At 33.0% G+C, this 24,751-nt stretch carries 26 protein-coding genes, 1 tRNA gene and 1 pseudogene; 17 read left to right on the forward strand and 11 right to left on the reverse strand.

Going from position 1 to position 24,751, the window contains the following annotated elements:
* Positions 1–127 precede the first annotated feature (127 nt).
* Positions 128–2,749, reverse strand: coding sequence for a hybrid sensor histidine kinase/response regulator (locus tag LF845_RS02225; RefSeq protein ID WP_242819366.1), 2,622 nt, complete (start codon positions 2,747–2,749; stop codon positions 128–130).
* Positions 2,750–3,110: 361 nt separating this feature from the next.
* Between LF845_RS02225 and LF845_RS02230 the strand changes: the two genes are divergently transcribed.
* From LF845_RS02230 to LF845_RS02290, 13 genes are all read left to right on the forward strand, one after another.
* On the forward strand, positions 3,111–3,584 hold the full coding sequence (locus LF845_RS02230) for a Na+/H+ antiporter subunit E (protein WP_242819367.1): 474 nt from the start codon (positions 3,111–3,113) through the stop codon (positions 3,582–3,584).
* Positions 3,581–3,838 carry an MrpF/PhaF family protein gene (locus LF845_RS02235; RefSeq protein ID WP_242819368.1) on the forward strand — a complete coding sequence of 86 codons (258 nt, stop codon included), beginning with the start codon at positions 3,581–3,583 and terminating at the stop codon, positions 3,836–3,838. Before LF845_RS02230 ends, LF845_RS02235 begins: the two co-directional genes overlap by 4 nt.
* The gene (gene mnhG, locus LF845_RS02240; protein WP_278252134.1) at positions 3,835–4,143 is read left to right on the forward strand and encodes a monovalent cation/H(+) antiporter subunit G; all 309 of its coding nucleotides are present in this window, start codon (positions 3,835–3,837) and stop codon (positions 4,141–4,143) included. The genes LF845_RS02235 and mnhG overlap by 4 nt, the downstream gene beginning before the upstream one ends.
* A complete protein-coding gene (locus LF845_RS02245) occupies positions 4,127–4,657 on the forward strand; it encodes a DUF4040 domain-containing protein (RefSeq protein WP_242819370.1) in 531 nt (176 codons plus the stop codon). The genes mnhG and LF845_RS02245 overlap by 17 nt, the downstream gene beginning before the upstream one ends.
* A complete protein-coding gene (locus LF845_RS02250; protein WP_242819371.1) occupies positions 4,654–5,076 on the forward strand; it encodes a Na(+)/H(+) antiporter subunit B in 423 nt (140 codons plus the stop codon). Before LF845_RS02245 ends, LF845_RS02250 begins: the two co-directional genes overlap by 4 nt.
* The gene (locus LF845_RS02255) at positions 5,066–5,449 is read left to right on the forward strand and encodes a cation:proton antiporter subunit C (protein WP_242819372.1); all 384 of its coding nucleotides are present in this window, start codon (positions 5,066–5,068) and stop codon (positions 5,447–5,449) included. Before LF845_RS02250 ends, LF845_RS02255 begins: the two co-directional genes overlap by 11 nt.
* On the forward strand, positions 5,446–6,933 hold the full coding sequence (locus LF845_RS02260) for a monovalent cation/H+ antiporter subunit D family protein (RefSeq protein WP_242819373.1): 1,488 nt from the start codon (positions 5,446–5,448) through the stop codon (positions 6,931–6,933). Before LF845_RS02255 ends, LF845_RS02260 begins: the two co-directional genes overlap by 4 nt.
* Complete coding sequence (locus tag LF845_RS02265) at positions 6,930–8,411, forward strand: monovalent cation/H+ antiporter subunit D family protein (protein WP_242819374.1); 1,482 nt, start codon at positions 6,930–6,932, stop codon at positions 8,409–8,411. The genes LF845_RS02260 and LF845_RS02265 overlap by 4 nt, the downstream gene beginning before the upstream one ends.
* A 1-nt stretch (position 8,412) precedes the next feature.
* Complete coding sequence (locus tag LF845_RS02270; RefSeq protein ID WP_242819375.1) at positions 8,413–8,661, forward strand: hypothetical protein; 249 nt, start codon at positions 8,413–8,415, stop codon at positions 8,659–8,661.
* Positions 8,651–10,429, forward strand: coding sequence for a Na(+)/H(+) antiporter subunit D (locus tag LF845_RS02275; protein WP_242819376.1), 1,779 nt, complete (start codon positions 8,651–8,653; stop codon positions 10,427–10,429). Before LF845_RS02270 ends, LF845_RS02275 begins: the two co-directional genes overlap by 11 nt.
* Before the next feature lie 95 nt (positions 10,430–10,524).
* Positions 10,525–11,478 carry an ABC transporter substrate-binding protein gene (locus LF845_RS02280; RefSeq protein ID WP_242819377.1) on the forward strand — a complete coding sequence of 318 codons (954 nt, stop codon included), beginning with the start codon at positions 10,525–10,527 and terminating at the stop codon, positions 11,476–11,478.
* Positions 11,479–12,369 (forward strand): ABC transporter permease, encoded by an 891-nt coding sequence (locus LF845_RS02285; protein ID WP_242819378.1) that lies wholly within the window; start codon positions 11,479–11,481, stop codon positions 12,367–12,369.
* A complete protein-coding gene (locus LF845_RS02290; protein WP_242819379.1) occupies positions 12,366–13,160 on the forward strand; it encodes an ABC transporter ATP-binding protein in 795 nt (264 codons plus the stop codon). The genes LF845_RS02285 and LF845_RS02290 overlap by 4 nt, the downstream gene beginning before the upstream one ends.
* A 21-nt stretch (positions 13,161–13,181) precedes the next feature.
* Here LF845_RS02290 and LF845_RS02295 read toward each other — a convergent pair whose 3' ends face one another.
* From LF845_RS02295 to asnS, 3 genes are all read right to left on the reverse strand, one after another.
* The gene (locus LF845_RS02295) at positions 13,182–13,775 is read right to left on the reverse strand and encodes a LysO family transporter (RefSeq protein WP_242819380.1); all 594 of its coding nucleotides are present in this window, start codon (positions 13,773–13,775) and stop codon (positions 13,182–13,184) included.
* Positions 13,775–14,050, reverse strand: a complete 276-nt coding sequence (locus tag LF845_RS02300; RefSeq protein ID WP_242819381.1) for a LysO family transporter — start codon at positions 14,048–14,050, stop codon at positions 13,775–13,777. The genes LF845_RS02295 and LF845_RS02300 overlap by 1 nt, the downstream gene beginning before the upstream one ends.
* A gap of 157 nt (positions 14,051–14,207) precedes the next feature.
* Positions 14,208–15,584 (reverse strand): asparagine--tRNA ligase, encoded by a 1,377-nt coding sequence (gene asnS, locus LF845_RS02305; RefSeq protein WP_242819382.1) that lies wholly within the window; start codon positions 15,582–15,584, stop codon positions 14,208–14,210.
* A gap of 209 nt (positions 15,585–15,793) precedes the next feature.
* Here asnS and LF845_RS02310 point away from each other — a divergent pair.
* A tRNA-Leu gene (locus LF845_RS02310) sits at positions 15,794–15,879 on the forward strand.
* A gap of 169 nt (positions 15,880–16,048) precedes the next feature.
* On the opposite strand, the gene LF845_RS02315 is transcribed toward LF845_RS02310, so the two are convergent.
* The 7 genes and pseudogenes from LF845_RS02315 to LF845_RS02345 all read right to left on the reverse strand — a co-directional run bounded on the left by LF845_RS02315 (position 16,049) and on the right by LF845_RS02345 (position 21,654).
* The gene (locus tag LF845_RS02315) at positions 16,049–18,223 is read right to left on the reverse strand and encodes a CheR family methyltransferase (protein WP_242819383.1); all 2,175 of its coding nucleotides are present in this window, start codon (positions 18,221–18,223) and stop codon (positions 16,049–16,051) included.
* Positions 18,224–18,233: 10 nt separating this feature from the next.
* Positions 18,234–18,926 (reverse strand): chemotaxis protein CheB, encoded by a 693-nt coding sequence (locus LF845_RS02320; RefSeq protein ID WP_242819384.1) that lies wholly within the window; start codon positions 18,924–18,926, stop codon positions 18,234–18,236.
* Positions 18,910–19,587 (reverse strand): sensor histidine kinase, encoded by a 678-nt coding sequence (locus tag LF845_RS12000; RefSeq protein ID WP_341352888.1) that lies wholly within the window; start codon positions 19,585–19,587, stop codon positions 18,910–18,912. The genes LF845_RS02320 and LF845_RS12000 overlap by 17 nt, the downstream gene beginning before the upstream one ends.
* Positions 19,568–19,891: pseudogene (locus LF845_RS02330) on the reverse strand (PAS domain-containing protein); the annotation flags it as partial. The pseudogene LF845_RS02330 and the gene LF845_RS12000, both read right to left, overlap by 20 nt.
* 12 nt (positions 19,892–19,903) lie before the next feature.
* Positions 19,904–20,539, reverse strand: a complete 636-nt coding sequence (locus LF845_RS02335) for a PAS domain-containing protein (protein ID WP_242819385.1) — start codon at positions 20,537–20,539, stop codon at positions 19,904–19,906.
* Between the two features lie 91 nt (positions 20,540–20,630).
* Complete coding sequence (locus LF845_RS02340) at positions 20,631–21,104, reverse strand: NYN domain-containing protein (protein WP_242819386.1); 474 nt, start codon at positions 21,102–21,104, stop codon at positions 20,631–20,633.
* Positions 21,088–21,654 carry a YigZ family protein gene (locus LF845_RS02345; protein WP_242819387.1) on the reverse strand — a complete coding sequence of 189 codons (567 nt, stop codon included), beginning with the start codon at positions 21,652–21,654 and terminating at the stop codon, positions 21,088–21,090. Before LF845_RS02345 ends, LF845_RS02340 begins: the two co-directional genes overlap by 17 nt.
* Positions 21,655–21,719: 65 nt before the next feature.
* On the opposite strand from LF845_RS02345, the gene LF845_RS02350 reads away from it, so the two are divergent.
* From LF845_RS02350 to LF845_RS02360, 3 genes are read left to right on the forward strand one after another with little or no spacing between them, the layout of a single operon-like run.
* Positions 21,720–22,640 carry a bifunctional riboflavin kinase/FAD synthetase gene (locus LF845_RS02350; protein ID WP_242819388.1) on the forward strand — a complete coding sequence of 307 codons (921 nt, stop codon included), beginning with the start codon at positions 21,720–21,722 and terminating at the stop codon, positions 22,638–22,640.
* Positions 22,637–23,935 carry a 30S ribosomal protein S12 methylthiotransferase RimO gene (rimO, locus tag LF845_RS02355; RefSeq protein ID WP_242819389.1) on the forward strand — a complete coding sequence of 433 codons (1,299 nt, stop codon included), beginning with the start codon at positions 22,637–22,639 and terminating at the stop codon, positions 23,933–23,935. Before LF845_RS02350 ends, rimO begins: the two co-directional genes overlap by 4 nt.
* A gap of 47 nt (positions 23,936–23,982) precedes the next feature.
* Positions 23,983–24,741: an outer membrane protein assembly factor BamD gene (locus LF845_RS02360; protein ID WP_242819390.1), complete on the forward strand. Its 759-nt coding sequence runs from the start codon at positions 23,983–23,985 to the stop codon at positions 24,739–24,741.
* Positions 24,742–24,751 lie beyond the last annotated feature (10 nt).

The following is a 24,751-nucleotide window of genomic DNA, read 5'->3' on the forward strand; positions in this document are numbered from 1 at the left end:
TTAAATCAGTAATAAGCTAACCTCATAAATTTACTAATGCTAAAATAGGTTAATATAATTTTTAAATTTTAAAAAGAAAAATTTTGGCAATTTTAAAACTGTTTAACAAAAAGATAAGCAAGATAGATTACTTGCCATACAATTCATTATAAATCTTTAAAGTTAAATCTCTTATGTCATAAGGTTTTTGTATAAAACTTCCGTTAACAATTCCTATCTTCATATCTTCCAACATTTTCTCACTGTGACCTGAAGAAAATATAATTTTTATATCAGGGTTAATTTCTCTTGCCCTTTTTGCAAACTCTAAACCGTCCATTTCAGGCATTACCATATCAGTTATAATTAACTTTATTTCATCCTTATGAGTTTGTAAAAGCTCTAAGGCACTTAACGGACTGGCAGAGTGAAACACTTTATAGTTTAACATTTCAAGTATCGATTTCACGCTATCTAAAACACTCTCTTCATCCTCTACCAACAGTAAACCTTCCCCTTGCCCCTGGACAAATTCAGTATTTTTTACTTGAGATTTAAACTCGTTACCTTCAAAATGCGCCGGCAAAAATATTTTAAAAGTCGTCCCTACACCCTCTTCACTTTCCACATAAATATTCCCCTTGTTTTGCTTTACAATACCAAATACTGTCGCAAGTCCAAGCCCTGTCCCCTTTCCCACATCCTTTGTAGTAAAAAAAGGCTCAAATATTTTATCTAACAATTCTTTTTTTATCCCTTCTCCGGTATCTGAAACTGATATAAGCACATACTGACCTTCTTGAAGGCCAGGATAACTTGGAAGGTAATAATCGTTTATTTCGATATTTTTAAGTTTAATTTCAATCTTTCCTATACCTTTAATTGCATCTTTTGCATTTATAAGCAAATTTGTCATTACTTGATTCAACTGTGTAGCATCAGCTTTAATATTATTTATATTTTCTTCACTTTTAAATATCACATCAATATTTTCACCAACCAAAACCTTAAACATCTTTATATGATTATCAAAAAAATCTTTTAAATCTATTACAACAGGCCTTATTGGCTGTTTTCTTGCAAAGCTCAAAAGTTGCCTGGTAATATCAGCTGCATGCTCCGCTGCCCTTCTAATTCGCATTAAATACTCTTTTAGCTCACTTTCAGGAGCTGTTTTTAAAATGGATAATTCTATATAGTTTAAAATAATTGTCATCATATTGTTGTATTCATGAGCAACACCGCCAGCAAGCCTTCCCAGAGCCTCAAGTTTTTGACTATGTCTTAGCTTTTCTTCAATCAGTTTTTTCTCTGTAATGTCAATGGCAGTCCCCAAAGCTGCGGGTTTACCATCCCACATAATTCTATCAGCGGTAAAATCTACCCACCTTTCTTCGCCATTTTTTGTAATAATCTTAAATTCATAACGATTAGGGATATTTTCTCCACGCTGTCTTCTAAGCCCTCTATCTCTAATCATTTCCATATATTCCGGATGCACAATACTCCAAAATTGAGCACCAACAATTTCCTCAGGGCTATAGCCTGTGACCTCTTCAAACTCATTGTTTGCAAAGATAAATTTATCACCCGAATATACAAAGATAGCAGCAGATGTAGTGTTAGTAAGAGCCCTAAATTTTGCTTCACTCTCTTCTAACGTCCTTTTATCAGTCATATGCTCGGTAACATCAACCAATATCCCAAAAACCGTATTTCTTTCTGCATCATAAGTTGCAATAGAAAATACATCTTTAATCTCACCGTTTGAAGCATCTTTTATCTTAAAATTAACCTCATACTTCTCACCGTTTTCAATAAGGTTTTTCAAAGCCCTATCCAAAGTAGGTCTATATTCCAATAAAGGAATATATTTTACATACTCATACTCAAACTCTTCCCCCTCAATACCGTAAATACGCCTTGCCCCCACTGAGCCATAAATCTTTCCGGTAGAAAGGTTTAATTCCCAACAGCCAAATTTAGCAACCACTTCAGCTCTGTTTAACATATCTACTGTTTCTTTTAACTTAAACTCTAACTCTTTTCTTTCTGTAATATCAAAAGCTGTCCCTATCACTGAAGGCTTACCGTTATAAATTACGGGCTTACCCATATATTCTGACCACAACACACGTCCATCTCTTGTTAAAAGCTTTACCTCATACTTTGCAGGAACATCTTCCCCTTTCTGTCTTGCAAAGCCTCTAACTTTAACTATTTCACGATAATCAGGATGAATGATATCCCAAAATTTTAATTTATTATAAAACTCATCCTCAAAATATCCAAAGGTATCAACCATCTTTTTATTTACATAGGCAAAATTTTCACCGGAAAATATAAAAACTGCGGCATCTATAAAATCTGTCAAAATAGAAAATATATCAGAAGATTTATGAGAGTTTGCTACCCTTTTTTCGGTAATATCTCTAACACTACCTGCAACATATAAGAATTTACCATTATCAAAAACAGATTTTTTCTGGTCAACGACATATCTTACTTCACCACTTTTAGTAATAATTCTGTAATACTGAGTTATCTGTATCGGTTTTTCAGAAAGTATTTCAGATTCTTTCAAGACTCTTTCTACGTCATCTTTATGAATTATATCTATCCAATTTATCTTACCACTTTTAAACTCTTCTAACGCATATCCTGATATCTTTTCACTACCACTTATTACATCCACTGACCAGTCAGGATTGCCCTTGTAAATAATAACATCTAATTCACTTAGCAGGCTGATTATGTCAGAATTTTCCATAACAAAAATCTCGTTAAATTATATTTATCAATAAAATTATATTAGAACAATTTTAATAAATCAATATAATTTGCTCTAATAAAGTCTTCATGCTTTCTTAACTAAACTACTTTACTTATAACTGTTATCCCCCTCATTTTATCAGGATATCCCATTAATACATAAGGACTAACCAAGTCTTTTACTTAAGAAAATCAAAAGAAATCTCAAAAAAAGTGATATTTTTTTATCATATATAATTTTTTATTATCTATAACATAAAAAAAGAGACTGAAGGATAATAACTTCTTGACAAAAAGATTTAATTTGAGGTATTTGTCTAGAACATTGTTTCATATGCACAGAAATGGAGGTGGCTGGGGTGTTGAGTTATATATTTAGTTTTTTAGTGCTTCTTAGTTTTTGGCTGGTTTTATCTGGACACTTTCATACACTTTTAATAGTTCTTGCTCTTTTGTCCTCTCTAATTGTAGTCTATTTAACTAACGATATGTTTTTTCCTAACAAAAAAGTTAATCTAAAATTAATAGTGAAAATATTTTTATATGTACCTTTATTGCTAAAAGAAATCATATTATCTAATATTCAAATCTTAAAAATACTCTTAAGAAAAGATATTAGAAATACAATTAACCCTATAATGGTTGAATTTGAACCTAAAGTTAAGTCTGACATTGGGGTTACTTTGCTTGGCAATTCAATAACACTTACCCCTGGGACTGTTACAATATTTGCATCCGATAAGCAGTTTTTAGTGCATGCAATCGATAAAGGCTTTGAGTCAGGGATATACTCATTGCAAGAAAAGGTTGAAGAGGTAGAGAAAGCCATATGATTTTTAAATTAAGTATTATAATAATACTTCTAGCATCATTTACAGCAATTTACAGATTAGTAAAAGGCCCTACTTTTTTTGACAGAGTATTAACAGTAAATTTAATAGGTACTAAAGTCGTTGTTCTTTTAGTACTGATAGATTTCTTATACAATAGACCAGAATTTGTTGACATTTCAATTTCTTATGCTCTAATAAACTTTATTGGCACTATTGCCATTTTAAAACTTAAGGAAAAGGGGAAGCTGGATTGAACTTCATTACTGGTTTTTTTATAATTTTAGGTTCGTTGCTTATTCTGGTATCAACAATAGGTCTTATAAGGATGCCAGGGTTTTACACAAGAATACACGCTGCCGGCAAGACAGATACTTTAGGTCAAATGCTAATTATTTTTGGATTAATTCTTTATGAAGGTTTTTCTCTTATATCTTTAAAGTTAATTATTCTCACGACATTCATATTTATTGCAAACCCTACAGCAACTCATGCATTAGCAAGAGCTGCTTACATTAAGGGTGTAAAATGGTGGAGTAGACAAAGTGACAATTCTAATTGACATAATGTTTTTAACATTTTTAATTTTAGCTGCGTTTTTATCTATACATTTTAAAAATTTGCTTAACTCTGTTATTGTATTAGGAGCTTATTCGTTATATGTGGCTGTACTGTGGACTACCCTTAATGCAATTGATGTAGCTTTTACCGAAGCTGCTGTAGGAGCTGGAATAAGTACAGTGTTATTTCTTGCGGTTTTTACAAAGGTAGAATACGAGGATAAATCTCTAGTTAGAAAAGATAGAAAAATACTCGCTCTTGGAATACTATTTTTTCTAGGATACCTTCTCATACTTGGTGTTACAGATATGCCAAACTTTGGTGATCCAAACTGGGTTACCAATACTTACCTTATTCCTGATTTTATTGCACGAGCTAAAACAGAAACAGGAGCTGATAATATTGTTACTGCCGTACTGGGAAGCTACAGGGGGTTTGATACAAATGGTGAAACAGCTGTTATATTTATAGCGGGTCTTTGTACATATTTGATATTGAACAGGGGTGAGAGTTGAATAATGATACAATATTAAAAACTACTACTAGGATAATTGTTCCTTTTATTCTTATGTTCTCTTTATATGTATTAGCACATGGAGAAATAAGTCCCGGTGGAGGATTCCAAGGTGGAGTAATATTTGCAGCCGGACTTATCTTATATGCAATGGTATTTGGAATTGAAAAGTTTTATAAAATTATCAGTAAAAGAATGGTTATCTTCTTAACGGCACTTGGTGTTTCAGTTTATACCGGTGTAGGTTTTATTACCATGTTAAATGGTGGTAAATTTTTGGAGTACGCAAAGTTGCCAGGGCTTGATATGAAATCAGGTAACTCCATGGGTCTGCTTTTTATCGAAACAGGGGTTTTCATTACCGTATTCAGTGTAATGATATTATTATTTATAGAGGTAGCTAAAAAATATGATAATTGATTTTTTAATATACAAATACAACTATCTGGCAACAGTCATACTAATATTGATAGGTCTTTACAGTGTTATCGTAAATGGCAATCTTTTAAAAAAGGTAATCGGTCTTAATATTCTTTCTACATCTGTCATTCTTTTTTACATTAGTATTTCAAAAGTAACTGATGGCTCAGCTCCTATATACGCAAATGATGTTGTCAGATATGATAACCCTTTGCCTCATGTTTTAATGCTTACTGCAATAGTGGTTGGGGTAGCAATTACAGCGGTAGCATTATCTGTAGTTTTAAAGATTAAAGAAACTTATGGAACTATTGAAGAAGATGAAATAATCAAGATAGATGAAGATGAAAAAGATATGGTGAACAATAAATGAATTTAGAAATGAATTTACCTGCACTTGTTGTTGTATTCCCATTTTTTAGTGCGATGCTTATGGTTGCTATCGGGGTATTTTATAAAGAAATAGTCCAAATAATGTTTCAGGTAACCGCACTTATAACTGCATATCTTTCAATTTTGTTATTTTTGAAGGTTTATGAAAGTGGCCCTATTCGATATTTTTTTGGCAATTGGGCGCCTCCTGTTGGGATAGAGTATTATGTAGACTATACGAATATCTTTTTTATTACCATAATAACGGTACTCTTGTTTATAATGAGCATCTACTTTCCAAAAAGTGTTAAAAAAGAAATCCCGGAATCAAAACAATATATCTTTTACTCAGTTACAATGCTTTTTGCATCAGGGCTTTTAGGGATAACCATTACAGGTGACTTATTTAATATTTATGTCTTTACTGAAATTTCATCTATTACCGCATATGCTCTTATTGCAATCGGTGGGACAAAAAAGTCTTACAGGGCAAGCTTTAACTATTTGATACTTGGTACAATTGGAGCTACTTTTATTGTACTTGGGATAGGTTATCTTTACATGGCAACAGGAACACTAAACCTTTTGGATATGCAACAAAGACTTATGCCAATGTATAGCTCTAAAGTTGTGATAGTTGGCTCAGCCTTTATAGTAGTAGGTTTAAGTATGAAGATGGCACTTTTTCCACTTCATACCTGGTTACCAGGTGCTTATACACACTCCCCGTCAACTATTAGCGCTTTTATGTCTGCTACCAGCACCAAAGTGATGGCATATTTACTTATCAGGTTTTTTTACACAATTCTTACACCTAACTTTGTTGCCAAAACAATACCATTAACTGAAGTTTTATTTTATATTTCTCTTATTGCTATTTTAGCAGGCTCTTTTTTAGCTCTAGGACAAAAAGATTTAAAAATGATGTTTGCATACTCATCTGTTGGTCAAATCGGGTATATTGTTTTCGGAGCAACATTAGTAAGTACATATGGACTTATTGGCTCTATGTACCATTTTCTTTCTCATGCTGTAGTTAAAGGTGGGCTTTTCCTTGTTGCAGGCATTATATTTTATTTTACTACTTGCACTAAGATTGAAAACCTAGATGGACTTTATAAGAGAATGCCATTCACTTCATTTGCTTTTCTTATTTTTGCATTATCTATGATAGGCATACCTGTTACATCTGGGTTTATAAGCAAATGGTATCTTGTTTTAGGAGCAATAAATTCTGGCAAATGGTTGGGTGTTATAGTTATTTTGATAAGCTCCCTATTAACTGCTGTCTATTTTTGGAGAATTGTTGACAGAATCTTTTTTACCAACTCCGATAATAAGGTAAACAGAATTAAAGAGCCTTTGAGCATGTTAATACCAACATATACGCTTGTAGCTATAACTATATATTTTGGAATATTTCCTGCCAAGCTTGTTAAATATACTGAAATAGCAGCAAATTTGCTTATGGAGACAATTAAATGACTGAAGCACTGAACTCTCCTCTTCCGTTAATTGCAGTTATTATTCCTCTTTTGATAACATTACCAATCCTGTTAGCAAAAAAGAACCCAAATACTCGTGATTTTTTTAGTATAGCTGGTGCATTTACAACCTTTTTAGTTGTTTTCAATATCTACTTAAAAGTAAAAAATGGAGAAATTCTTGAATTTCAGCTTATAGAGTTTTTACCTGGCCTTGTCTTAAAATTTAAAGTGGATGCATTCGGTGTCTTCTTTGCGTTAATGGCATCTTTTTTATGGTTTGTAACAACATTTTACTCAATTGGGTATATGCGTGGCAATAACGAAAAAAATCAGACCAGATTTTTTGTTTTCTTTGCTATTTCAATGTTTGCAGCTATCAGCGCTGCCTTTTCCGGCAACTTAATTACTCTTTATCTATTTTATGAAATAATTACATTTGCAACGTATCCACTTGTTGCTCACAAGCAGACAAAAGAAGCGATACAGGGTGCAAGAAGGTATCTTTCTTATTTGTTACTCACATCTGTTATGTTTTTTCTACCTGCGTTAATTTATATCTATACAACGACAGGAAATTTAGATTTCACATTAGGAGGAGTATTAAACTCTGCGAATGATATAGACAAGTCAGTGTTAGGTATTATGTTATTATTTTTTGTATTCGGTTCGGCCAAAGCTGCTGTGATGCCTTTTCATCTATGGCTACCATCTGCTATGGTTGCTCCTACCCCTGTCAGTGCATTGTTACATGCAGTAGCTGTTGTCAAAACTGGAGTATTTGTTATTGTAAGAGTATTTGTATATATTTATGGAATTGACTTTTTAAAAGGTATATCTACGTCAAATTTAGTTACCATTTTTGCTGCATTTACGATTATAGTTGCATCTATGGTTGCCCTCAGACAGGACAATATTAAAGCAAGATTGGCTTACTCAACGATTAGTCAATTATCCTACATTGTACTATCTGTTTCGCTTCTAAGTATTACTGGAGCAATAGGAGCTATAATGCATATTGTTGCTCATGGTTTTGCCAAGATAACTCTTTTCTTCTGGGCAGGTGCTGTTTATGTAGCCAACCATAAGACTAAAGTAAGTGAACTTAATGGTATAGCCAAGTATATGCCTTACAGTATGGCTGCTTTTACTGTTGGTGCGCTTTCTATGATAGGTTTTCCTCCAATGGCTGGACTTATCAGCAAATGGTTTATTGCAAATGGTGCAGTTGAAGGTGGAAAAGCTTGGGTAATAGGGATACTTGTTATTAGTGCCCTTTTAAATGCTGGATATTTTGTGCCAATATTTATAAACGCTTACCTAAAGCCAGCACAACATACTGATAACCATCACTTACATGAAGCACCATTAATGATGCTTATTCCAATAATGGTTACCTCGATACTTACAATTGCTATTTTTCTTTATCCTGATATGTTTTTAAACTTGGCTAAAATGGCACTTGGAATTGGAGGATAAGTTGAAAAAAGAATTTGATTTCTTTGACAAAAAAGAAAATATAGAAAAACTTAAAATTATTTTTTATATCGTGTTAGTCGTTTTAGTGTTGTTGGATTTAGTAGTACACAAACATCCCCATTATGCATGGGAAAATTTCTTTGGTTCATATGCAATTTATGGCTTTATGGCCTGTGTAGTGATTGTTGTTGTATCAAAATTGTTAGGAAAATTATTTTTACAAAGACCCGAGGATTACTATGATAGGTAGTTTACCGATTTTTACACTTTTCTTTTTAGGTGCGATTTTACTTGCCTTTACCAAAGGTAAAATGCACAAGGCTCTTTTTATTGCTATTCCTGCTATTGCTTTTGTAGCTCTAATATACACACCTGTAAATGTTGAATTTGGCGGAAGTTTTCTAGGACTTAACTTGAAATTTATATTTATTGATAAATTAAGTAAAGTGTGGGGTTATATTTTTGCCATTATGGCGTTCTCGTCCGCAATATTTGCATATCACAATGACGATTATAAAGAAAACATATATGCTACATTATATATTGGAAGTTCCTATGGTGTTGTCTTCGCAGGCAACTTACTGACATTATTTATTTTCTGGGAACTAATGGCTATTTTTTCTACAATGATTATATTTGCCAGAAAAACTGATACTTCTACAAAAGCAGGTTTTAGATATCTTTTAGTTCACGCTTTTGGTGGACAGCTATTATTTGCAGGAATGATACTATATTACTTTAAGACAGGCAGTCTTGATTTTGGATATATAGGGCTTCAAAATATAGCATCCGTCTTAATAATGCTTGGCTTTGCAGTTAATGCTGCAATCCCTCCTTTCTCTGCTTGGCTTTCAGACTCCTACCCTGAATCTACCGTAACTGGTACTGTTTTTTTAAGTGCATACACAAGTAAAACTGCTGTTTATGTTTTAGCTAGAAGTTTTCCGGGTGAAGAGATTCTTCTTTATGCTGGTGCAATAATGACAGTATATGGAATAATTTACGCTATATTAGAAAATGATATGAGAAGAGTATTATCTTACAGCATTATTAACCAGGTAGGATTTATGATTGCAGGAGTGGGAATTGGGACTCAAATGGCAATAAACGGTGCTGCAGCTCATGCATTTGCCCATATTCTTTATAAGGCTCTTTTAATGATGGGAGCAGGAGCAGTATTATATAGGACAGGTATCAGTAAAACTTCAAGACTTGGCGGACTTTATAAAACCATGCCATATACCCTTATCTTCAGCTGTATTGGAGCAGCTGCAATTTCTGCTTTCCCTCTAACAAGTGGCTTTACATCAAAATCACTTATAATCGCCGCTTCTTTAGAAGAACATAAAACTATAGTATATCATATACTACTTTTAGCTTCTGCTGGTGTATTTTTACACGCCGGTATTAAATTTCCTTACTTTGTTTTCTTTCAAAAAGATTCTGGACTAAGACCTAAGGAAGCACCTTTTAATATGCTAATAGCCATGGGATTTGTTAGTTTTCTTTGTATTCTTCTCGGAGTAAAACCAGAATTATTATACAGTATACTACCATATGAAGTTAACTTTGAGCCGTACACTCCTTCTCATGTATTATTGCAGCTACAGATACTCATGTTTTCAGCTGCTGCATTCTTTTTTATGTTACCTATGTTAAAAAGAACTGAAACTATTACTCTTGATACTGATTGGTTTTATAGAAAAGGGGCAAAACTGTTTATAATTTTTGTTGACAAAGTGGTAATTTATATTGGAAGTAATATAAAAAGCTATTTGTTTGACAAAATACCGTCAAAAGCATCATACTTTTTCACTAATCCTGCTGGTTACATTAAGACTGTATACAATATTATTTACTACAAAGTTTTTGAAGATAACCCAATAAAACTAGAAGAAAATTTATCTAAATTGAATGACATTAGGTCTGTTAAAACTGATGTTCATTTAGGGAACTCAATGATTTGGGTTACCGTTTTTATCGTTTTTTATCTCTTAATCTATTATTTTAGCATATAAGCACTAAACAAGAAAATTAAATTTTATTTAACCTTTTGCTTGAATTTTTCAGAAAAATTCATTAAGAATCTATAGTTTAAAATTGGAGGATGAATATGAAGAAAATTTTAAGTATTGCTTTACTTTTTTTGCTTTTAACTACTATTTCTTTTGCTAAGACAATTAATGTGGGGATTTCTCAAATTGTAGAGCACCCTGCTCTTGATGCATGCAGGCAGGGAATCATTGATAAGTTAAAAGAATTAGGATATGAGGAAGGTAAAAATATTCACTACGATATTCAGATTGCTCAAGGTAACGTTGCTACGGCAAATCAAATAGCTAAAAACTTTGTAGGTGACAAAAAAGACCTCATTATAGCTATAGCAACCCCTACTGCACTTGCAGTTGCAAACGCAACAAAACATATTCCGATAGTAATTTCAGCTATAACTGACCCTGTTGGTGCAAAGCTTGTTAAATCTCTTGAAAAGCCCGGCACAAATGTAACAGGGACAACCGATATGAGTCCGGTAAAAGAGCAACTTGCACTTTTTAAAGAGTTGGGACTTAATGTAAAAAGTGTAGGAATCATTTACAACGCAGGTGAGGCTAACAGCAGGACACTTGTTAATCTGGCAAAAAAGGCTGCAAAAGATTTAAATATAGATATCTTTGAGGCAACAGTTACAAACAGCAGCGGTGTACTTTTGGCTGCAAAATCACTTGTAGGTAAAGTTGACGGTATATATATCCCTACTGATAATACTGTTGTTTCAGCCCTTGAATCTGTACTTCAGGTATCTTATGACAATAAAATCCCTGTCATCACAGGCGATACAGATTCTGTTGAAAGGGGCTCACTTGCATCACTCGGTATGAATTATTACAAACTTGGCCTTCAAACCGGTGAAATAGCATATAAAGTATTAAATGGTGCAAATCCTGCAGAAACTCCGGTAGAAACATTGAAAGATTTAGAACTTTTCATAAACCTTAAAACTGCCAAAAAAATAGGTGTAAACATTCCTGAAGAAATGACAAAAAAGGCTGCCAAGGTAATTAAATAAATGAGTTTATACGCTTTTTTAGGTTCACTTGAACAAGGATTTGTTTTTGCAATAATGGCTCTGGGGGTGTATATCACCTTCAGAGTCCTTGATTTTCCTGACCTTTCCGTTGATGGGACTTTCCCTCTCGGTGCAGCAGTTTCTGCAGTATTAATAGTAAAAGGGGTAAACCCTTTTGTTACCGTGGCAATAGCCACATTAGCAGGTATGGTAGCAGGAGGTATTACCGCTATTTTAAATACCAAACTTAAAATTTTAAACCTTTTAGCAGGTATTTTAATGATGATTGCCCTTTATTCTGTAAATATAAGGGTGATGGGGCAACCAACTACAGCACTGCTTGGATATGATACAATATTTACACCGTTTGAAGCACTTGGAATAGAAAAATATATTTTAACCCCCATAATTTTTGGAATAATACTCATCGTCATCGCTATAATTCTTGTATGGTTTTTGCATACAGATATTGGACTTGCAATGCGTGCAACGGGAAACAATATGAAGATGGTAAAAGCACAAGGGGTAAGCACAAACAGGATGATACTTTTTGGTGTTGCATTTTCAAACGGCCTTGTAGCATTGTCAGGTGCTCTGGTAGCTCAAAGCCAAGGCTCAGCAGATGTAAATATGGGGATAGGTACAATCGTTGCCGGCCTTGCATCTGTAATCTTAGGTGAAGCTATTATTCAGGATAGGACTGTTTTTAGAGCCGTAGTAGGAGTTATTTTAGGCTCAGTCCTTTATAGAATTGCCATAGCTGTGGCACTTTCATTTAAGATTGGTGCATTACAGATGACACCTTCTGATTTGAATTTAATGACTTCAGCACTTGTTACTATTGCACTTGTATTTCCCGGAATTAGAAAGAAAATAGGTTTAAAAATATGATAAATCTTGAAAATATCGTTAAAATTTTTCATAAAAATACAATTAATGAAAATAAAGCTATAAAGGGTATTAATCTTAATATTCAAAAAGGCGATTTTATAACTGTAATAGGAAGTAACGGTGCAGGAAAATCAACTCTGCTAAATATTATTGCAGGTAATTTAATCCCTGATGAAGGCAAAATTTTTATTAATAACAAAGACGTAACAAAAATTCCTGACTACAAACGTGCAGCTTTTATAGGTCAGGTTTTTCAAGACCCCCTTTCAGGCACAGCGGGTAATCTTACTATCGAAGAAAATCTTGCAATTGCTCAAAAAAGGGGAAAAAAGAGATGGTTTGGCAGAGGGGTAAAAAATAGTGACAGGAAAGAGTTTAAAAAATCTCTTCAAGTTTTGGGATTGGGACTTGAAAATAGATTAAAAGATAAGGTAGGTCTATTATCCGGTGGGCAAAGACAATCTTTGACACTACTCATGGCAACTCTTGTAAAACCTGAAATATTGCTTTTAGATGAACACACAGCGGCTCTTGACCCTAAGACTGCTGCTAAAATCATTGAATTAACGGAATATTTTGTCGACGAATATAATCTTACCGCACTTATGGTCACCCACAATATGAAACAAGCCTTAAGCCTTGGCAATAGAACAATTATGATGCATGAAGGGGAAATAATACTTGATATCAAATCTCCAGAAAGGGATAAGCTCACAGTCAAAGACTTACTTGAAATGTTCTCAAAAGTAAGGGGCGAAGAAATCGTCGATGACAAGATGTTACTAAATTAATTCGGTTAGTATAAAATCTCTTTATAAAAAAATCGGGACAATAACCGGGACAAGTGCACTTAAAATAAATCCGTGAGCAAACGCAACAATTGCAGCGCTCTCACCTGCGTATTTTTCGATTATAGGGAGTGTCGTATCCATTGTTGTGGCACCGCCAGGGACAATTGAAACGTATGGACCCACCCTTTTTGCGATAATAGGTATCAAGAGAATACTTAAAAGCTCACGAAAAACATTTGCTAAAAACGCAATGCTACCAAGGTCTGCACTCTTCATTTTTGTAATTATTACTGCCGATAATGAATACCATCCAAAACCGGCTGATACAGCCAAACTGTCATTTGCACTTAAATTTATAAATAACGAAGCGATAAGCCCACCGATTAATGTCCCTATTACTGTCCCAAAAGGGACGAGGAAAGCAAATTTATCTTTAGTTATTAGTCTAATAACAGCATCTTTATCCCTGCCAATATCATAGCCTACAATAAGGAGCAAGAGATACAAAGAATACTCGGTAATGCTACCAGATTGCTCTACTAAATTATCAGGCAACACTCCAAACTGTGCTGTAAAAATACCAAGTAAAGTAAAAATAACCATTAAAAAAATCATTATTTTGAATGTCTCCTAAAAGCTCTAACCATTATAAAAACAACAATTATACTAAACAAAATACTAAATGATGAAATAACTAAAGCATTAAGCCCAAAATTTGCAATTTTTGATTTAAGGTCAGGGTCTTTCCCAATCCCAACACCCATAAAAAAAAGCAGGCATAGGACACTTATCGACATTAAAATATTTTTTATTTTTTTGACTCCATTAATCTCAGGAGCAAAAATACCAAAAAGTATACCGATACTCAAAAAAATTAGATACTTAACCATATTTTCACCGAGAGGTATATTAATTAACAATGAAATAAAAAACAAGGGATAAAATTATTGTATCTATTATTTTCAGCAGCCCTTTTACCTCGTATGGTATGCTTAAAATTTAATTCGAATATTAACATCTACACATCTATTTTTAAGCATCTTCATTTCAAAATTCGAGATTTTTAGGTGTCCTTGGGAAAGGTATTACGTCCCTAATATTAGAAACACCCGTAACAAACATTAAAAAGCGCTCAAATCCTAAACCAAAGCCTGAGTGAGGCACAGTGCCATATTTCCTTAACTCCAAATACCACCAATAATCTTCTTCATTCATACCTAAATCATTAATAGCCTTTTTCAGCAAATCAAGCCTATCTTCACGCTGTGAGCCTCCAATCAATTCTCCAACACCCGGCACAAGTAAATCCATCGCAGCTACAGTTTTTTTGTCATCATTTTGATACATATAAAAAGGCTTAATAGTCTTAGGATAGTTAATCACAAATACTGGCTTTTTAAAATACTCTTCCGTTAAATATCTCTCATGCTCTGTTTGCAAATCCTTACCATATCCAACTTCAAACTCAAATTTTTTACCTGATTTTTCAAGTATTTTTATGGCATCTCTATATTCAAGCCTTTCAAATGAAGAATCTAACACGTTATTAAGCTTGCCTTCTAATCCCTTATCAACAAAGTTAAAAAATAGCTCCAAATCTTCTCGGCTGTATTTTAGTAAATAAGAAATAAGGTATTTGACAAAATCTTCAGCCAATTCCATATTTTCCTTTAAAGTTGCAAAAGCCACTTCCGGCTCAATCATCCAAAATTCAGAAGCATGTTTTGGAGTATTAGAGTTTTCAGCTCTAAAAGTAGGCCCAAATGTATATACTTTTCCAAGTGAACAGGCAAAATTTTCAACATTTAGCTGACCTGACACTGTCAAATAGGCAGCTTTACCAAAGAAATCATCCTTTAAACCTTCAGGAGTTATTTTTTCCCCCTCTTTCAACGTCGTTACTCTAAACATCTCTCCGGCACCTTCACAATCTGAGCCGGTTATAATCGGTGTATGAATATAGTAAAAGCCCCTTTCTCTAAAAAAATTATGAACTGCAAAAGATGCTTCTGAGCGTATCCTGAATATTGCACCATATTTGTTAGTCCTTGGTCTTAAGTGCGCAATTTGCCTTAAAAATTCATCGGAATGACGCTTTTTTTGAAGAGGGTATACTTCAGGATCAGCTTCTCCGATAAGTACAATTTTGTTTGCCTTAACCTCCCACTTTTGCCCTTTCCCGAGAGATTCAATTAAATCTCCATATATATTAACAGATGCACCTGTATTAATATTTTTGATATTTTCATAACCTTCTATCCCCTCATCTGCTACAACCTGTAAATTTTTTATACAAGAACCATCATTTATTTCAAGAAAACAAAAATGTTTATTATCCCTTTTAGTCCTAACCCAACCTTTAACCACAATTGAATTTATACTTGATTCAGAGTTTAAAAACTCTTTAACAGATTTATAAACCATAAACACACTCTCCAAAAAAATTTTCAACTATATAATGCTACTTTTTTTATAAATCAACAGCATATACTAAAATAATCAATAATGATCGACTTTATATTAAATCAGTTACATCACCCTGTTTATAAAAAACTATGCCTATACACAACAGTTTTTTCTTGACAAATCAGTGTAATTTAAATATAAGTCCTTTCACTTGAAAATAAGTTGTTGCCTGGGTGGTGGAACTGGTAGACACGCAGGACTAAGGATCCTGTGGGAGTAATATCCTGTGGGGGTTCGAGTCCCCCCTCAGGCATTTTTATTTTAGCTTTTTAACAATTTTCCGATATTAACTCAAATAGCTAAATTTTATAGACAAAGCTCCCAAACCGCAAAAATATTTATTCCTTTAAAATAAATTACAAAGGCTGATACAAATTTTATACCGGCCATTGAGATAATTATCTAAAATAACTTATCAAGAATCACTTACTTTCAGCTTCTACCTGCGCAACTGTCCCTACAACCGCGACAACCTTTTTATTTTCTTTAATAGCTTTACATTTAATTTTTATTGTCAATTTCTCATCTTTTGGCGTGTTGTAATTAAAAATCAATTCAAAAGGTGTGCCCTTTTTAACAGCCTTGTCCCAAGATGTTTTAAATAAATCAGGTTTATCTACATTCTCTATAACTTTATTCATATATTTTGAAGCATCTTCCCTAAAATTAGCTGTCTTAAAACCAAATACATTGTAAGTCCCTTTTGTCCAATATATACGGTTTTCTAAAACATCAAAATACCAACCGGAAATTTTATAATTATCACTGATTGAAGAAAGTATATGGTATTTTGCTTTAAGAAAATGTTTTTCTTCTTTTATATCAGTAATGTCTTCAAATTTTATTATAACTCCATGTTTTACTTCGTATAACCCTAATTCCATAAAAGAAGAGGTTATTTTATAATATTTCCCACCTTCAGTTTTTACTTCAATTTCAATATCTTCCTGATTTTTAATAATATTTCTAAAAATCTCATAAATATCCAAATCAACAATATTATGATTTATATGCTCTATACTTCTGCCAATATCTGAATCGATTATTTTAAAAATATCTTTTATCTTTGGTGAATATCTTTTTATCGTTAATTGATTATCTAAAATTAGCAAACCTGTTTCTGAATGCTTTAAAAGATTTTCAAGATAGGTTTGAATTTCTGCCTTTTCTAAAATTTTTTCTTGTAACTCTGCATTTACAGTATAAAGCTCTTCATTTGTGCTTTGCAATTCTTCGTTAGTAGACTGAAGCTCTTCATTACTTGCCAAAAGTTCTTCATTTGCAGCTTGTAGCTCTTCATTTGCAGTTTCAAGCTCTTCTATCGTAGCCTGAAGATTTTCCTTTGTAATTTGCAATTCTTGCTCAAGCTCTTTGTAAAAAGTTTCTTTTTCTAAACTCAAATCAATCTCTTTCGCATTTATTACTTTCTTTTCTTCACCCTCTACTATTACCATAATCACATAAGGTATTTTTTTAGGGGATTCCATGTAAATAAAATCTATCGATATATTTATTTTACTATTATCGTGAGTAAATATTGTATTAACCCTGTAGTTTTTCTTTGTATTAAGAACCTTTCTTATTGCACTTATTACATGCACCGAAAATTGATTATTTAAAATATTAGATAAATTAAGACTTGGACTTCCTGACGGGAATTTAAAGTATGGTATTGCATCACCTTCTATATATATCAAATCAAAATTTTCGTTTACTATGGCAAGTAATTTAAAATAATTTTCTACAATACTTTTAACTGAATACCCGGGCAACCTTTCAATTTCTCTACTATAATCTATATTATTGTAAAGCTGCATTTCAGATACTTCTCTATTTTTGGATGGCTTATCTTTTAATCTATCACTTGTTAAAATTTTAGTACGGCCAATAGTTTCATATATCTTAACCTTAGCATTAATAGGTCTAAATCTTTTATCATCACCTACATTTTCACTTGTGCCTAATACTAAGATGCCACTTTCCTTTAAAGAAAAATGAAAAATATCAAACACTTTACGTTGTGCATCAGGTTTTAGGTATATTAAAAGGTTTCTACAGCTTATCATATGAAGATTAGTAAAAGGCGGGTCATTTAACAGGTTATGCTCGGCAAATACAATAGATTCCCTTATTTTTTTTGATATCAAATACTGATTACCTTGCTTAATAAAATATTTGCCTAAGTAATAATTAGGGATATTAGAAACAATACTTTCAGGGAAAAGCCCCTTTGATGCAGTCTGAAGAGCCGACTTATCAATGCCAGTAGCAAATACCTTTATATTTTTTGCCAAGCTATTTTTCTCTAAGTAATCATTTATTAACAAGCAAAGACTGTAAGCTTCCTCTCCTGTTGAGCAGCCGGGCACCCATACCCTTATTTCGCTATCACTTTCCGTGCGTTTTACAAGCTCAGGGATAATATCTGTCTTTAAAACCTCAAAAGCCTCTTCATCTCGGAAGAAATTTGTAACACCTATTAAAAATTCTCTAAAAAGGATATGGACTTCACTTGGATTATTAAGAATATACTTATAATATTCATCAACATCAGCACATTTTGTAACAGCAAGTCGTCTTGCAATTCTTCTGCCCACAGTTGAAGGCTTATACTCTTTTAAAATCAACACCGTGTTTATTTTTAATGTGGTCAAAAATTTTATTTAAAATAGTATCTGATAACTCAATTCCATCTAAATCTTTTTTGGTAGAAGGGTGTCTTAAAATCACTTCAAGCTGAGAAGGCATTTCAGAAGGGTGCATAATAAAATCAACTATGCCTGTATTAATAGCAGCATTTGGCATACCATCAAATTTAGCTGACTTAGGGTCTTGAACAAATACTATTCCTCCATTCTGCTTAATAGCCCTGATACCTCTTGTGCCATCCGAGCCTGTGCCTGACAATATTATACCTACAGCATTTTTATCCTGGTCATCTGCCAAAGACCTTAAAAATATATCTATAGGAAAGTTTATACCCGTAGAATAATCAGGCTCTGTTAGCATAAATTTTCCATTTTCAATCTTCAAATTTTTTCTTGGTGTGTTCAAATATATATTCCCTGCTTCAGCAACCATGCCATCTTCTACCTTTTGCACAGGCAGTTGTGTCTTTTTAGATAAAATTTCGGTCATCATACTTTTATAGTCAGGGGAAAGGTGTTGGATTATAATAATAGCGTATTTACATTCTGCAGGCTCAGGAAGATTAATAATAAATTGCTCGATTGCCTCTAATCCACCTGCAGATGCACCAATACCTACATAAAATTCAGGCTCTCTATACGTTTTTTTCATCTAAACCTCCCTTTACGATTGGCAGATAAATATCTACAGTAGTGCCTTCCCCTTCTTTAGATGTAATCTCGATACGTCCTTTGTGGGATTCAATTATACCCTTAGCGCATGGAAGGCCTAATCCTTGAGTATGTGCCATCTCTTCTGTTGTAAAAAATGGTTCAAAAGCTTTTGCAAGGACATCTTTTGACATCCCTACACCATTATCTATTATTGAAATTTTTAAAGTATCATTATTTATCTTAGTTACCCTAAATATAATAGAGCCCTTATAATCACTTATATTTAAATCATATTTTTTTGCTACAGCTTTATTTGCATTACTCAATATATTTGAAATCGCTTCAGCAATAAGTGCTGTATCGATATTAAGCATAATATCTTTACAACTATCGTCAATTTCAAATTTAATATTATTTCCTGTAAGCTCGTTAAAATAAAGACGATTTTCTTCAAAAAAATTATAAAATTTGATTTCTTTTTCAAACATCCAATAGTTTTTTGTATATTTTAATAGATTTGAAACCAAAGATGCTATCCTTTCAACTGATTTTGATAGAATATCCAAATTTTTCTTTAACGATTTATCAGTAATTGTCATCTCAAGAAAATCCGCAGTGGCAAGAATTGGGGTAAGAAAATTATTTATATTGTGTGCAATCCCGCCGGTAAGATTGGACTAATGACTTTAGCCTTTCATTCTCCTCTTTTTTCTTAATAAGTTCAATTTTACTTGTAATATCAAGCATTATACCTACAAAATTAACCACGTTTCTATTTTTATCTAAAACAGGTAAAATATAAACATCAGCATGAAAAACCCTACCATCTTTAGTATTATTAATGAGGACACCATTCCAACTTTCCCCTGCCAAAAGTTTATCCCGCACCTGCCTGTATTTATCTGAAGGAGTTTCACATGAAAAAAGTATACTTGGCTTGAGTCCTACTACTTCTTCTCTGTCATAACCTGTTAACTAACTAAAAAAGCTATTAACATATTCAATGTTATTATCTTTATCTGTAATAATAACTGCTACTTGAGCATTTTCTATAATATCATAATATGTTTTTAATTTTAAATTGGTTAAGTAACAGTTTGTAATATCGTTTATCGTTAACCATAACCCTTCACTGCCATCAGGCAGTGTTGTAGATTTACCGTAAAGGGAAATATATTTGAGTTTACTTGATTTTAATCTTAACTCCAACCTTGTCACAAAAGGTTTTTTAAAGTAGTCTCTGTAGATAGCAGCAAGTTTATCTCTATTATCTTCATCGATAAAATTAAAAAAAGATGTATACCCTTTTCTGATAGGAGCATATTCTATGATATCTGTAAACGTGCTATTATACTCTAAGATAATACCTTTGTCATTTAGCGTCACATAACCTGCGGGAGCTTTATCATAGAGCTCAAAATATTTATTTCTCGCATCTTCAAGCTCTTGCTGTTTTAATTTTAATTCCTCGTTTTGTATTTCAAGCTCTTTTTGATGTACGATAATCTCATGTATTAATTCAAACACATCTTTATCTAAGTATTCACTTTTAGCACCTTCAGAATTGAATTTGCTTAAAAGTGCCTCAGCTTTTTCTCTAAGTTTTGACATAATCGCTCCCAATGACTATAACAGCATAATACATTTTATACCTATTTGAGAATATAATCAACTTAAAGAAAAAGATAATTTTATTCTAATCTTAAAGCTTTCTATCGATTCTCTTCTGTTTTCGTTTTCTCTTTTTTAATTTTTTACCCGGAAGAGAATAATCATCAAACTCTAAAATCTCTTCCCCTTTAACCGCACTGTAAAGGGCTTCTTCAAGCTTCATTGCAAACTTTTCCGACCTGATGGCCGTCACGCCCAATGCAGAAACGTAATTTATAATTTCATTGTCTGAAGTCACAACTACAACACCTCTATCTTTTGTTGCATAGTCCATAATATATCTATCAGCACTGACACCTGCATCGGTAAAAACTACACTGACCCCTTTTATCTGAAACTTATCAGCCCGCTCTCCGTCAAAAACCAACATGATTTTATGTTTTTTTATCTTTTTATAACTAAAGAGCATTTCAGCCAGATAGTCCCTTTCCTCCTCAAGAATCGAAAATGGTTCTTTATGAAAAATCTTAAAAAGTAGATTGTAACCATCAATGACAAGCTTCACAAGCGCTTTTAACCTCCTTTACCAATTGCTCTTTGCCTAATATTTCCAAAACTACCCCATCTGGCACATAGTCCTGTTTGACAACCGTCAAAGCAAATTTTTCAATAAGATAAAAAATATGTTGGGTCTTAGAAAAAGGGACAACAATAGTCGCTTTATAAACTTCCGCGGTATCAATCACCTTACAATTTTTCAAAGCAAGATTTGCTGCATCCGAGTATGCCTTTACTAGCCCCCCTGTACCAAGCAAAATCCCTCCGAAGTAACGAACCGTAAAAATTGCCACATTGTCTATTCCACTATAACTGAGCACATTTAATGTCGGTTTGCCTGCTGTCCCTTTCGGCTCTCCATCATCCGTAGATTTAAGATCAACATTGCCATATTCATCTGTCTTTTTATATGCCCACACAATATGCCGTGCTTTTGGATGCTCTTGTTTTAATAAATTCAATTTACTTTCAAAATAATCTACATGAACGGCATATGACAAAAACTTTGATTTTTTTACTTCTATTTCCGCAAAACCTTCTTCCGCTAAAATAATCATATCACTTGTCTTATATTTTAATTTTTTATTGTAAACTTATAGTCTTTGTAATATATTCCTGCAAGATGAAACTGTATAGAGACCTTGAAAAATTTAACACTACAACAGATACTGTTATAACCATAGGAAACTTTGACGGTGTCCACATAGGCCATCAAAAAATTATCGGTAAAGTTGTAGAGCTTTCTAAGAAATATAGTTTTGAGCCTGTGTTGTTTACATTTAACAATCATCCCATGAGCCATTTTGGTGCAGATATAGAGCTGATTATGCCTGAAAGCAAAAAAATGCAGCTAATCTTTGATAAAGGGATAAAACATCTTATAAGCATAGATTTTACGGATGAATTTGCAAGCATGCCTGCGGAGCTTTTTGTCAGAGAACTGCTCGTTAAGAAATTAAAAGCCAGATATATCGTCGTAGGATACGATTACAGATTTGGCAAAAAAAGACAGGGCGATTTTAACCTGCTTCATATGCTTTCGGCAAAATATGGTTATAACGCCATAAAAATCGATAAAGTTGAAATAGACAACATAACCGTTTCAAGCACCAATATCAGAAAGCTCATAAAGGAAGGTAATATTGAGCTTGCCAATAAAATGCTCGGAAGAGAATTTGATATGGAAGGGGTCGTTACCGATGGAGACAATCTTGGAAAACTAATAGGATACCCAACGGCAAATATCAATCATAACAATTATATAATCCCCAAGTATGGGGTCTATATCACAAAAACATTTATCGGGCAGCAGGAATACCCTTCTCTAACAAATGTAGGAATTAGGCCGACAATCGTGGATAAAAACGAACTAAGGATAGAAACATACATCCTTAACTTTGACAAAGATATTTATGGTAAAAATGTCAAAATATCCTTTCTCAAATACTTAAGGGAAGAGATGAAGTTTGACTCTTTTAACCAATTGAAAATGAAAATTGACGAAGATGTAAAAATTGCCAAGGAGTTTTTTAAATTAAAATGAAAATAGCTTTAGTTAGTTTAGGATGTCCTAAAAATCAAACAGATCTCGAATATCTTGTAGGGGATTTAAAGGAAGAAAGTTTTGAAATAACAAACAGCATACCTGAAGCCGATGCAGTAATAGTAAACACATGCGGATTCATTGAACCTGCGGTAAATGAAGCGATTGAAAATATTTTACAAGTAAGCAGAGAAAAGAAAAAAGATGCAAAGTTGATTGTAACAGGGTGCATGGTAGAAAGATACAAGGATGAATTTTCAAAAGAGTTTCCGGAAGTTGATTTTTTCACAGGGGTCGGAACCCTTTATAAAGTGAAAGATTTTCTTCAAAGTAAAGACAGTAAGGGTGAAGAGAAAAGATTTTACAGCAATAACAGATTGCTCCTCAATACCCCATATTACGCCTTTTTAAAAATCTCCGAAGGGTGCAACAATAACTGCTCCTACTGCACAATCCCTTCCATAAGGGGGAGGCTTGCAAGCAGAAACTTTAATGAAATTGTAGAAGAAGCAAAAAATCTGATAAAAAATAATGTAAAAGAAATTATCATAATATCACAGGACACTACCAAATATGGAATTGATATTTATAAAAAACCTCAAATAAAAGAGCTTTTAACCGAGATAACAAAAATTGAAGGGGACTTTAAAGTCAGGTTGTTATACCTTAACCCTGACGGTATAGATAATTCTTTTATAGATTTTGTTATAGGCAATGATAAAATTTTAAATTATTTTGAAATACCGATACAACATTTTAGCGATAAAATCCTTAATCTTATGAACAGAAAATCTGACTCGAATAAGATAAAACAGGTTTTTGAATATATCAGGGATAAAGATAGCTCATCCATCATCAGGACAACTGCAATCATAGGTTTTCCGCAGGAAACAGAAGAGGATTTTCTAAAATTGTATAATTTTATTGAAGACTATAAACCTGATTTTGCAGGTTTTTTCCCATACTATAAAGAAGATGGAACAAAAGCTGCCACCATGGAAAATCCAAATAGCAAAAGAGTTGTAAACAACAGACTCTCAAGAATAAAAAAGTTGCAAAAAAAGAATACAATGAATACGCTTAAAAAGCTGAAAAGAGGAACAATCCAATGTTATGTTGAAAAAACAAATGATGATTTTGAATTTATTTTGGAAGGCAGAGCTCTTTTTCAAGCACCTGAAATTGACGGGAAAGCATATTTTATTGATGGAATTGCAGACAAAGGTGTAGGACCCTACACTTGTAAGATAAAAAAAATTGTATATCCCGATATATATTGTCAAATATTAAATTGACTGTTATAATGGCAAATTTAAAGATAAACTGAAATTTAGGGGAAATTATGAATAAGATTTTTTTAGTTATGGCATTGACTCTTTTAATCATTGTTGGTTGCGGGAAAAAACCGGAGCCCAATAAATCCGCAGACGTTTGGCTAAAAGAGGGTTTAACATATTTTGAGAAGGGGAAATACAAGAAAGCAGCAGAGGCTTTCGAACAGTCTATTTTAGAGGCTGACAACCCGGAAATTGCCGCACAGGCTCAGCTTTTCCTTGCTGACTCATATTTTTTTCTAAATCAGTTTGATGAAGCGATTCCATCTTACGAGGAGTATTTAGATATATATCCTGATAATGAATATGCTAAGCAGGCCTTATATAGACTTGCACTTTGTTATTACAAACAGATTGACACAATAGACAGAGATCAAACAAACACAATCAAAGCCCTTGAAAATTTTCAAAAGCTTAAAGATAGATTCCCGGAATATGCAAAGACGGTAGAAACCAACGCTAAAATTAAAGAGCTGAGAGAGATGCTTGCGGAAAGGGAATACTATGTAGCAAAATTTTATTTGAGGACTAAAAAGTTTAGAGCGGCAGAAATGAGATTTAAAACTGTGCTTGAGAAATACCCTGACACCGAGATATTCCCAAAAGCAGCAATTGATTACGCAGAATATATTGTTGAACATTCAAACAACAAAACTGAAGCTATAGCAATACTTACCCAAGCTCTAAAAAATGAAAACGGTAAGAAATATTTAAAAAGCGTTAGCAACCTTTTAGGCAAGTTACAAGAAGAATTAAAAGTAAATTAATAAGGTATTA

This window comes from Deferrivibrio essentukiensis, assembly GCF_020480685.1.
GTDB classification, from domain to species: domain Bacteria; phylum Chrysiogenota; class Deferribacteres; order Deferribacterales; family Deferrivibrionaceae; genus Deferrivibrio; species Deferrivibrio essentukiensis.

Coding starts and splice junctions, on each gene's coding strand:
- LF845_RS02225 (WP_242819366.1), bottom strand. CDS start 2,749: ATGGAAAATTCTGACATAATCAGCCTGCTAAGTGAATTAGATGTTATT.
- LF845_RS02235 (WP_242819368.1), top strand. CDS start 3,581: ATGATTTTTAAATTAAGTATTATAATAATACTTCTAGCATCATTTACA.
- LF845_RS02255 (WP_242819372.1), top strand. CDS start 5,066: ATGATAATTGATTTTTTAATATACAAATACAACTATCTGGCAACAGTC.
- LF845_RS02260 (WP_242819373.1), top strand. CDS start 5,446: ATGAATTTAGAAATGAATTTACCTGCACTTGTTGTTGTATTCCCATTT.
- LF845_RS02265 (WP_242819374.1), top strand. CDS start 6,930: ATGACTGAAGCACTGAACTCTCCTCTTCCGTTAATTGCAGTTATTATT.
- LF845_RS02275 (WP_242819376.1), top strand. CDS start 8,651: ATGATAGGTAGTTTACCGATTTTTACACTTTTCTTTTTAGGTGCGATT.
- LF845_RS02280 (WP_242819377.1), top strand. CDS start 10,525: ATGAAGAAAATTTTAAGTATTGCTTTACTTTTTTTGCTTTTAACTACT.
- LF845_RS02285 (WP_242819378.1), top strand. CDS start 11,479: ATGAGTTTATACGCTTTTTTAGGTTCACTTGAACAAGGATTTGTTTTT.
- LF845_RS02290 (WP_242819379.1), top strand. CDS start 12,366: ATGATAAATCTTGAAAATATCGTTAAAATTTTTCATAAAAATACAATT.
- LF845_RS02295 (WP_242819380.1), bottom strand. CDS start 13,775: ATGATTTTTTTAATGGTTATTTTTACTTTACTTGGTATTTTTACAGCA.
- LF845_RS02300 (WP_242819381.1), bottom strand. CDS start 14,050: ATGGTTAAGTATCTAATTTTTTTGAGTATCGGTATACTTTTTGGTATT.
- asnS (WP_242819382.1), bottom strand. CDS start 15,584: ATGGTTTATAAATCTGTTAAAGAGTTTTTAAACTCTGAATCAAGTATA.
- LF845_RS02320 (WP_242819384.1), bottom strand. CDS start 18,926: ATGAAAAAAACGTATAGAGAGCCTGAATTTTATGTAGGTATTGGTGCA.
- LF845_RS02335 (WP_242819385.1), bottom strand. CDS start 20,539: ATGTCAAAACTTAGAGAAAAAGCTGAGGCACTTTTAAGCAAATTCAAT.
- LF845_RS02345 (WP_242819387.1), bottom strand. CDS start 21,654: ATGATTATTTTAGCGGAAGAAGGTTTTGCGGAAATAGAAGTAAAAAAA.
- LF845_RS02350 (WP_242819388.1), top strand. CDS start 21,720: ATGAAACTGTATAGAGACCTTGAAAAATTTAACACTACAACAGATACT.
- rimO (WP_242819389.1), top strand. CDS start 22,637: ATGAAAATAGCTTTAGTTAGTTTAGGATGTCCTAAAAATCAAACAGAT.
- LF845_RS02360 (WP_242819390.1), top strand. CDS start 23,983: ATGAATAAGATTTTTTTAGTTATGGCATTGACTCTTTTAATCATTGTT.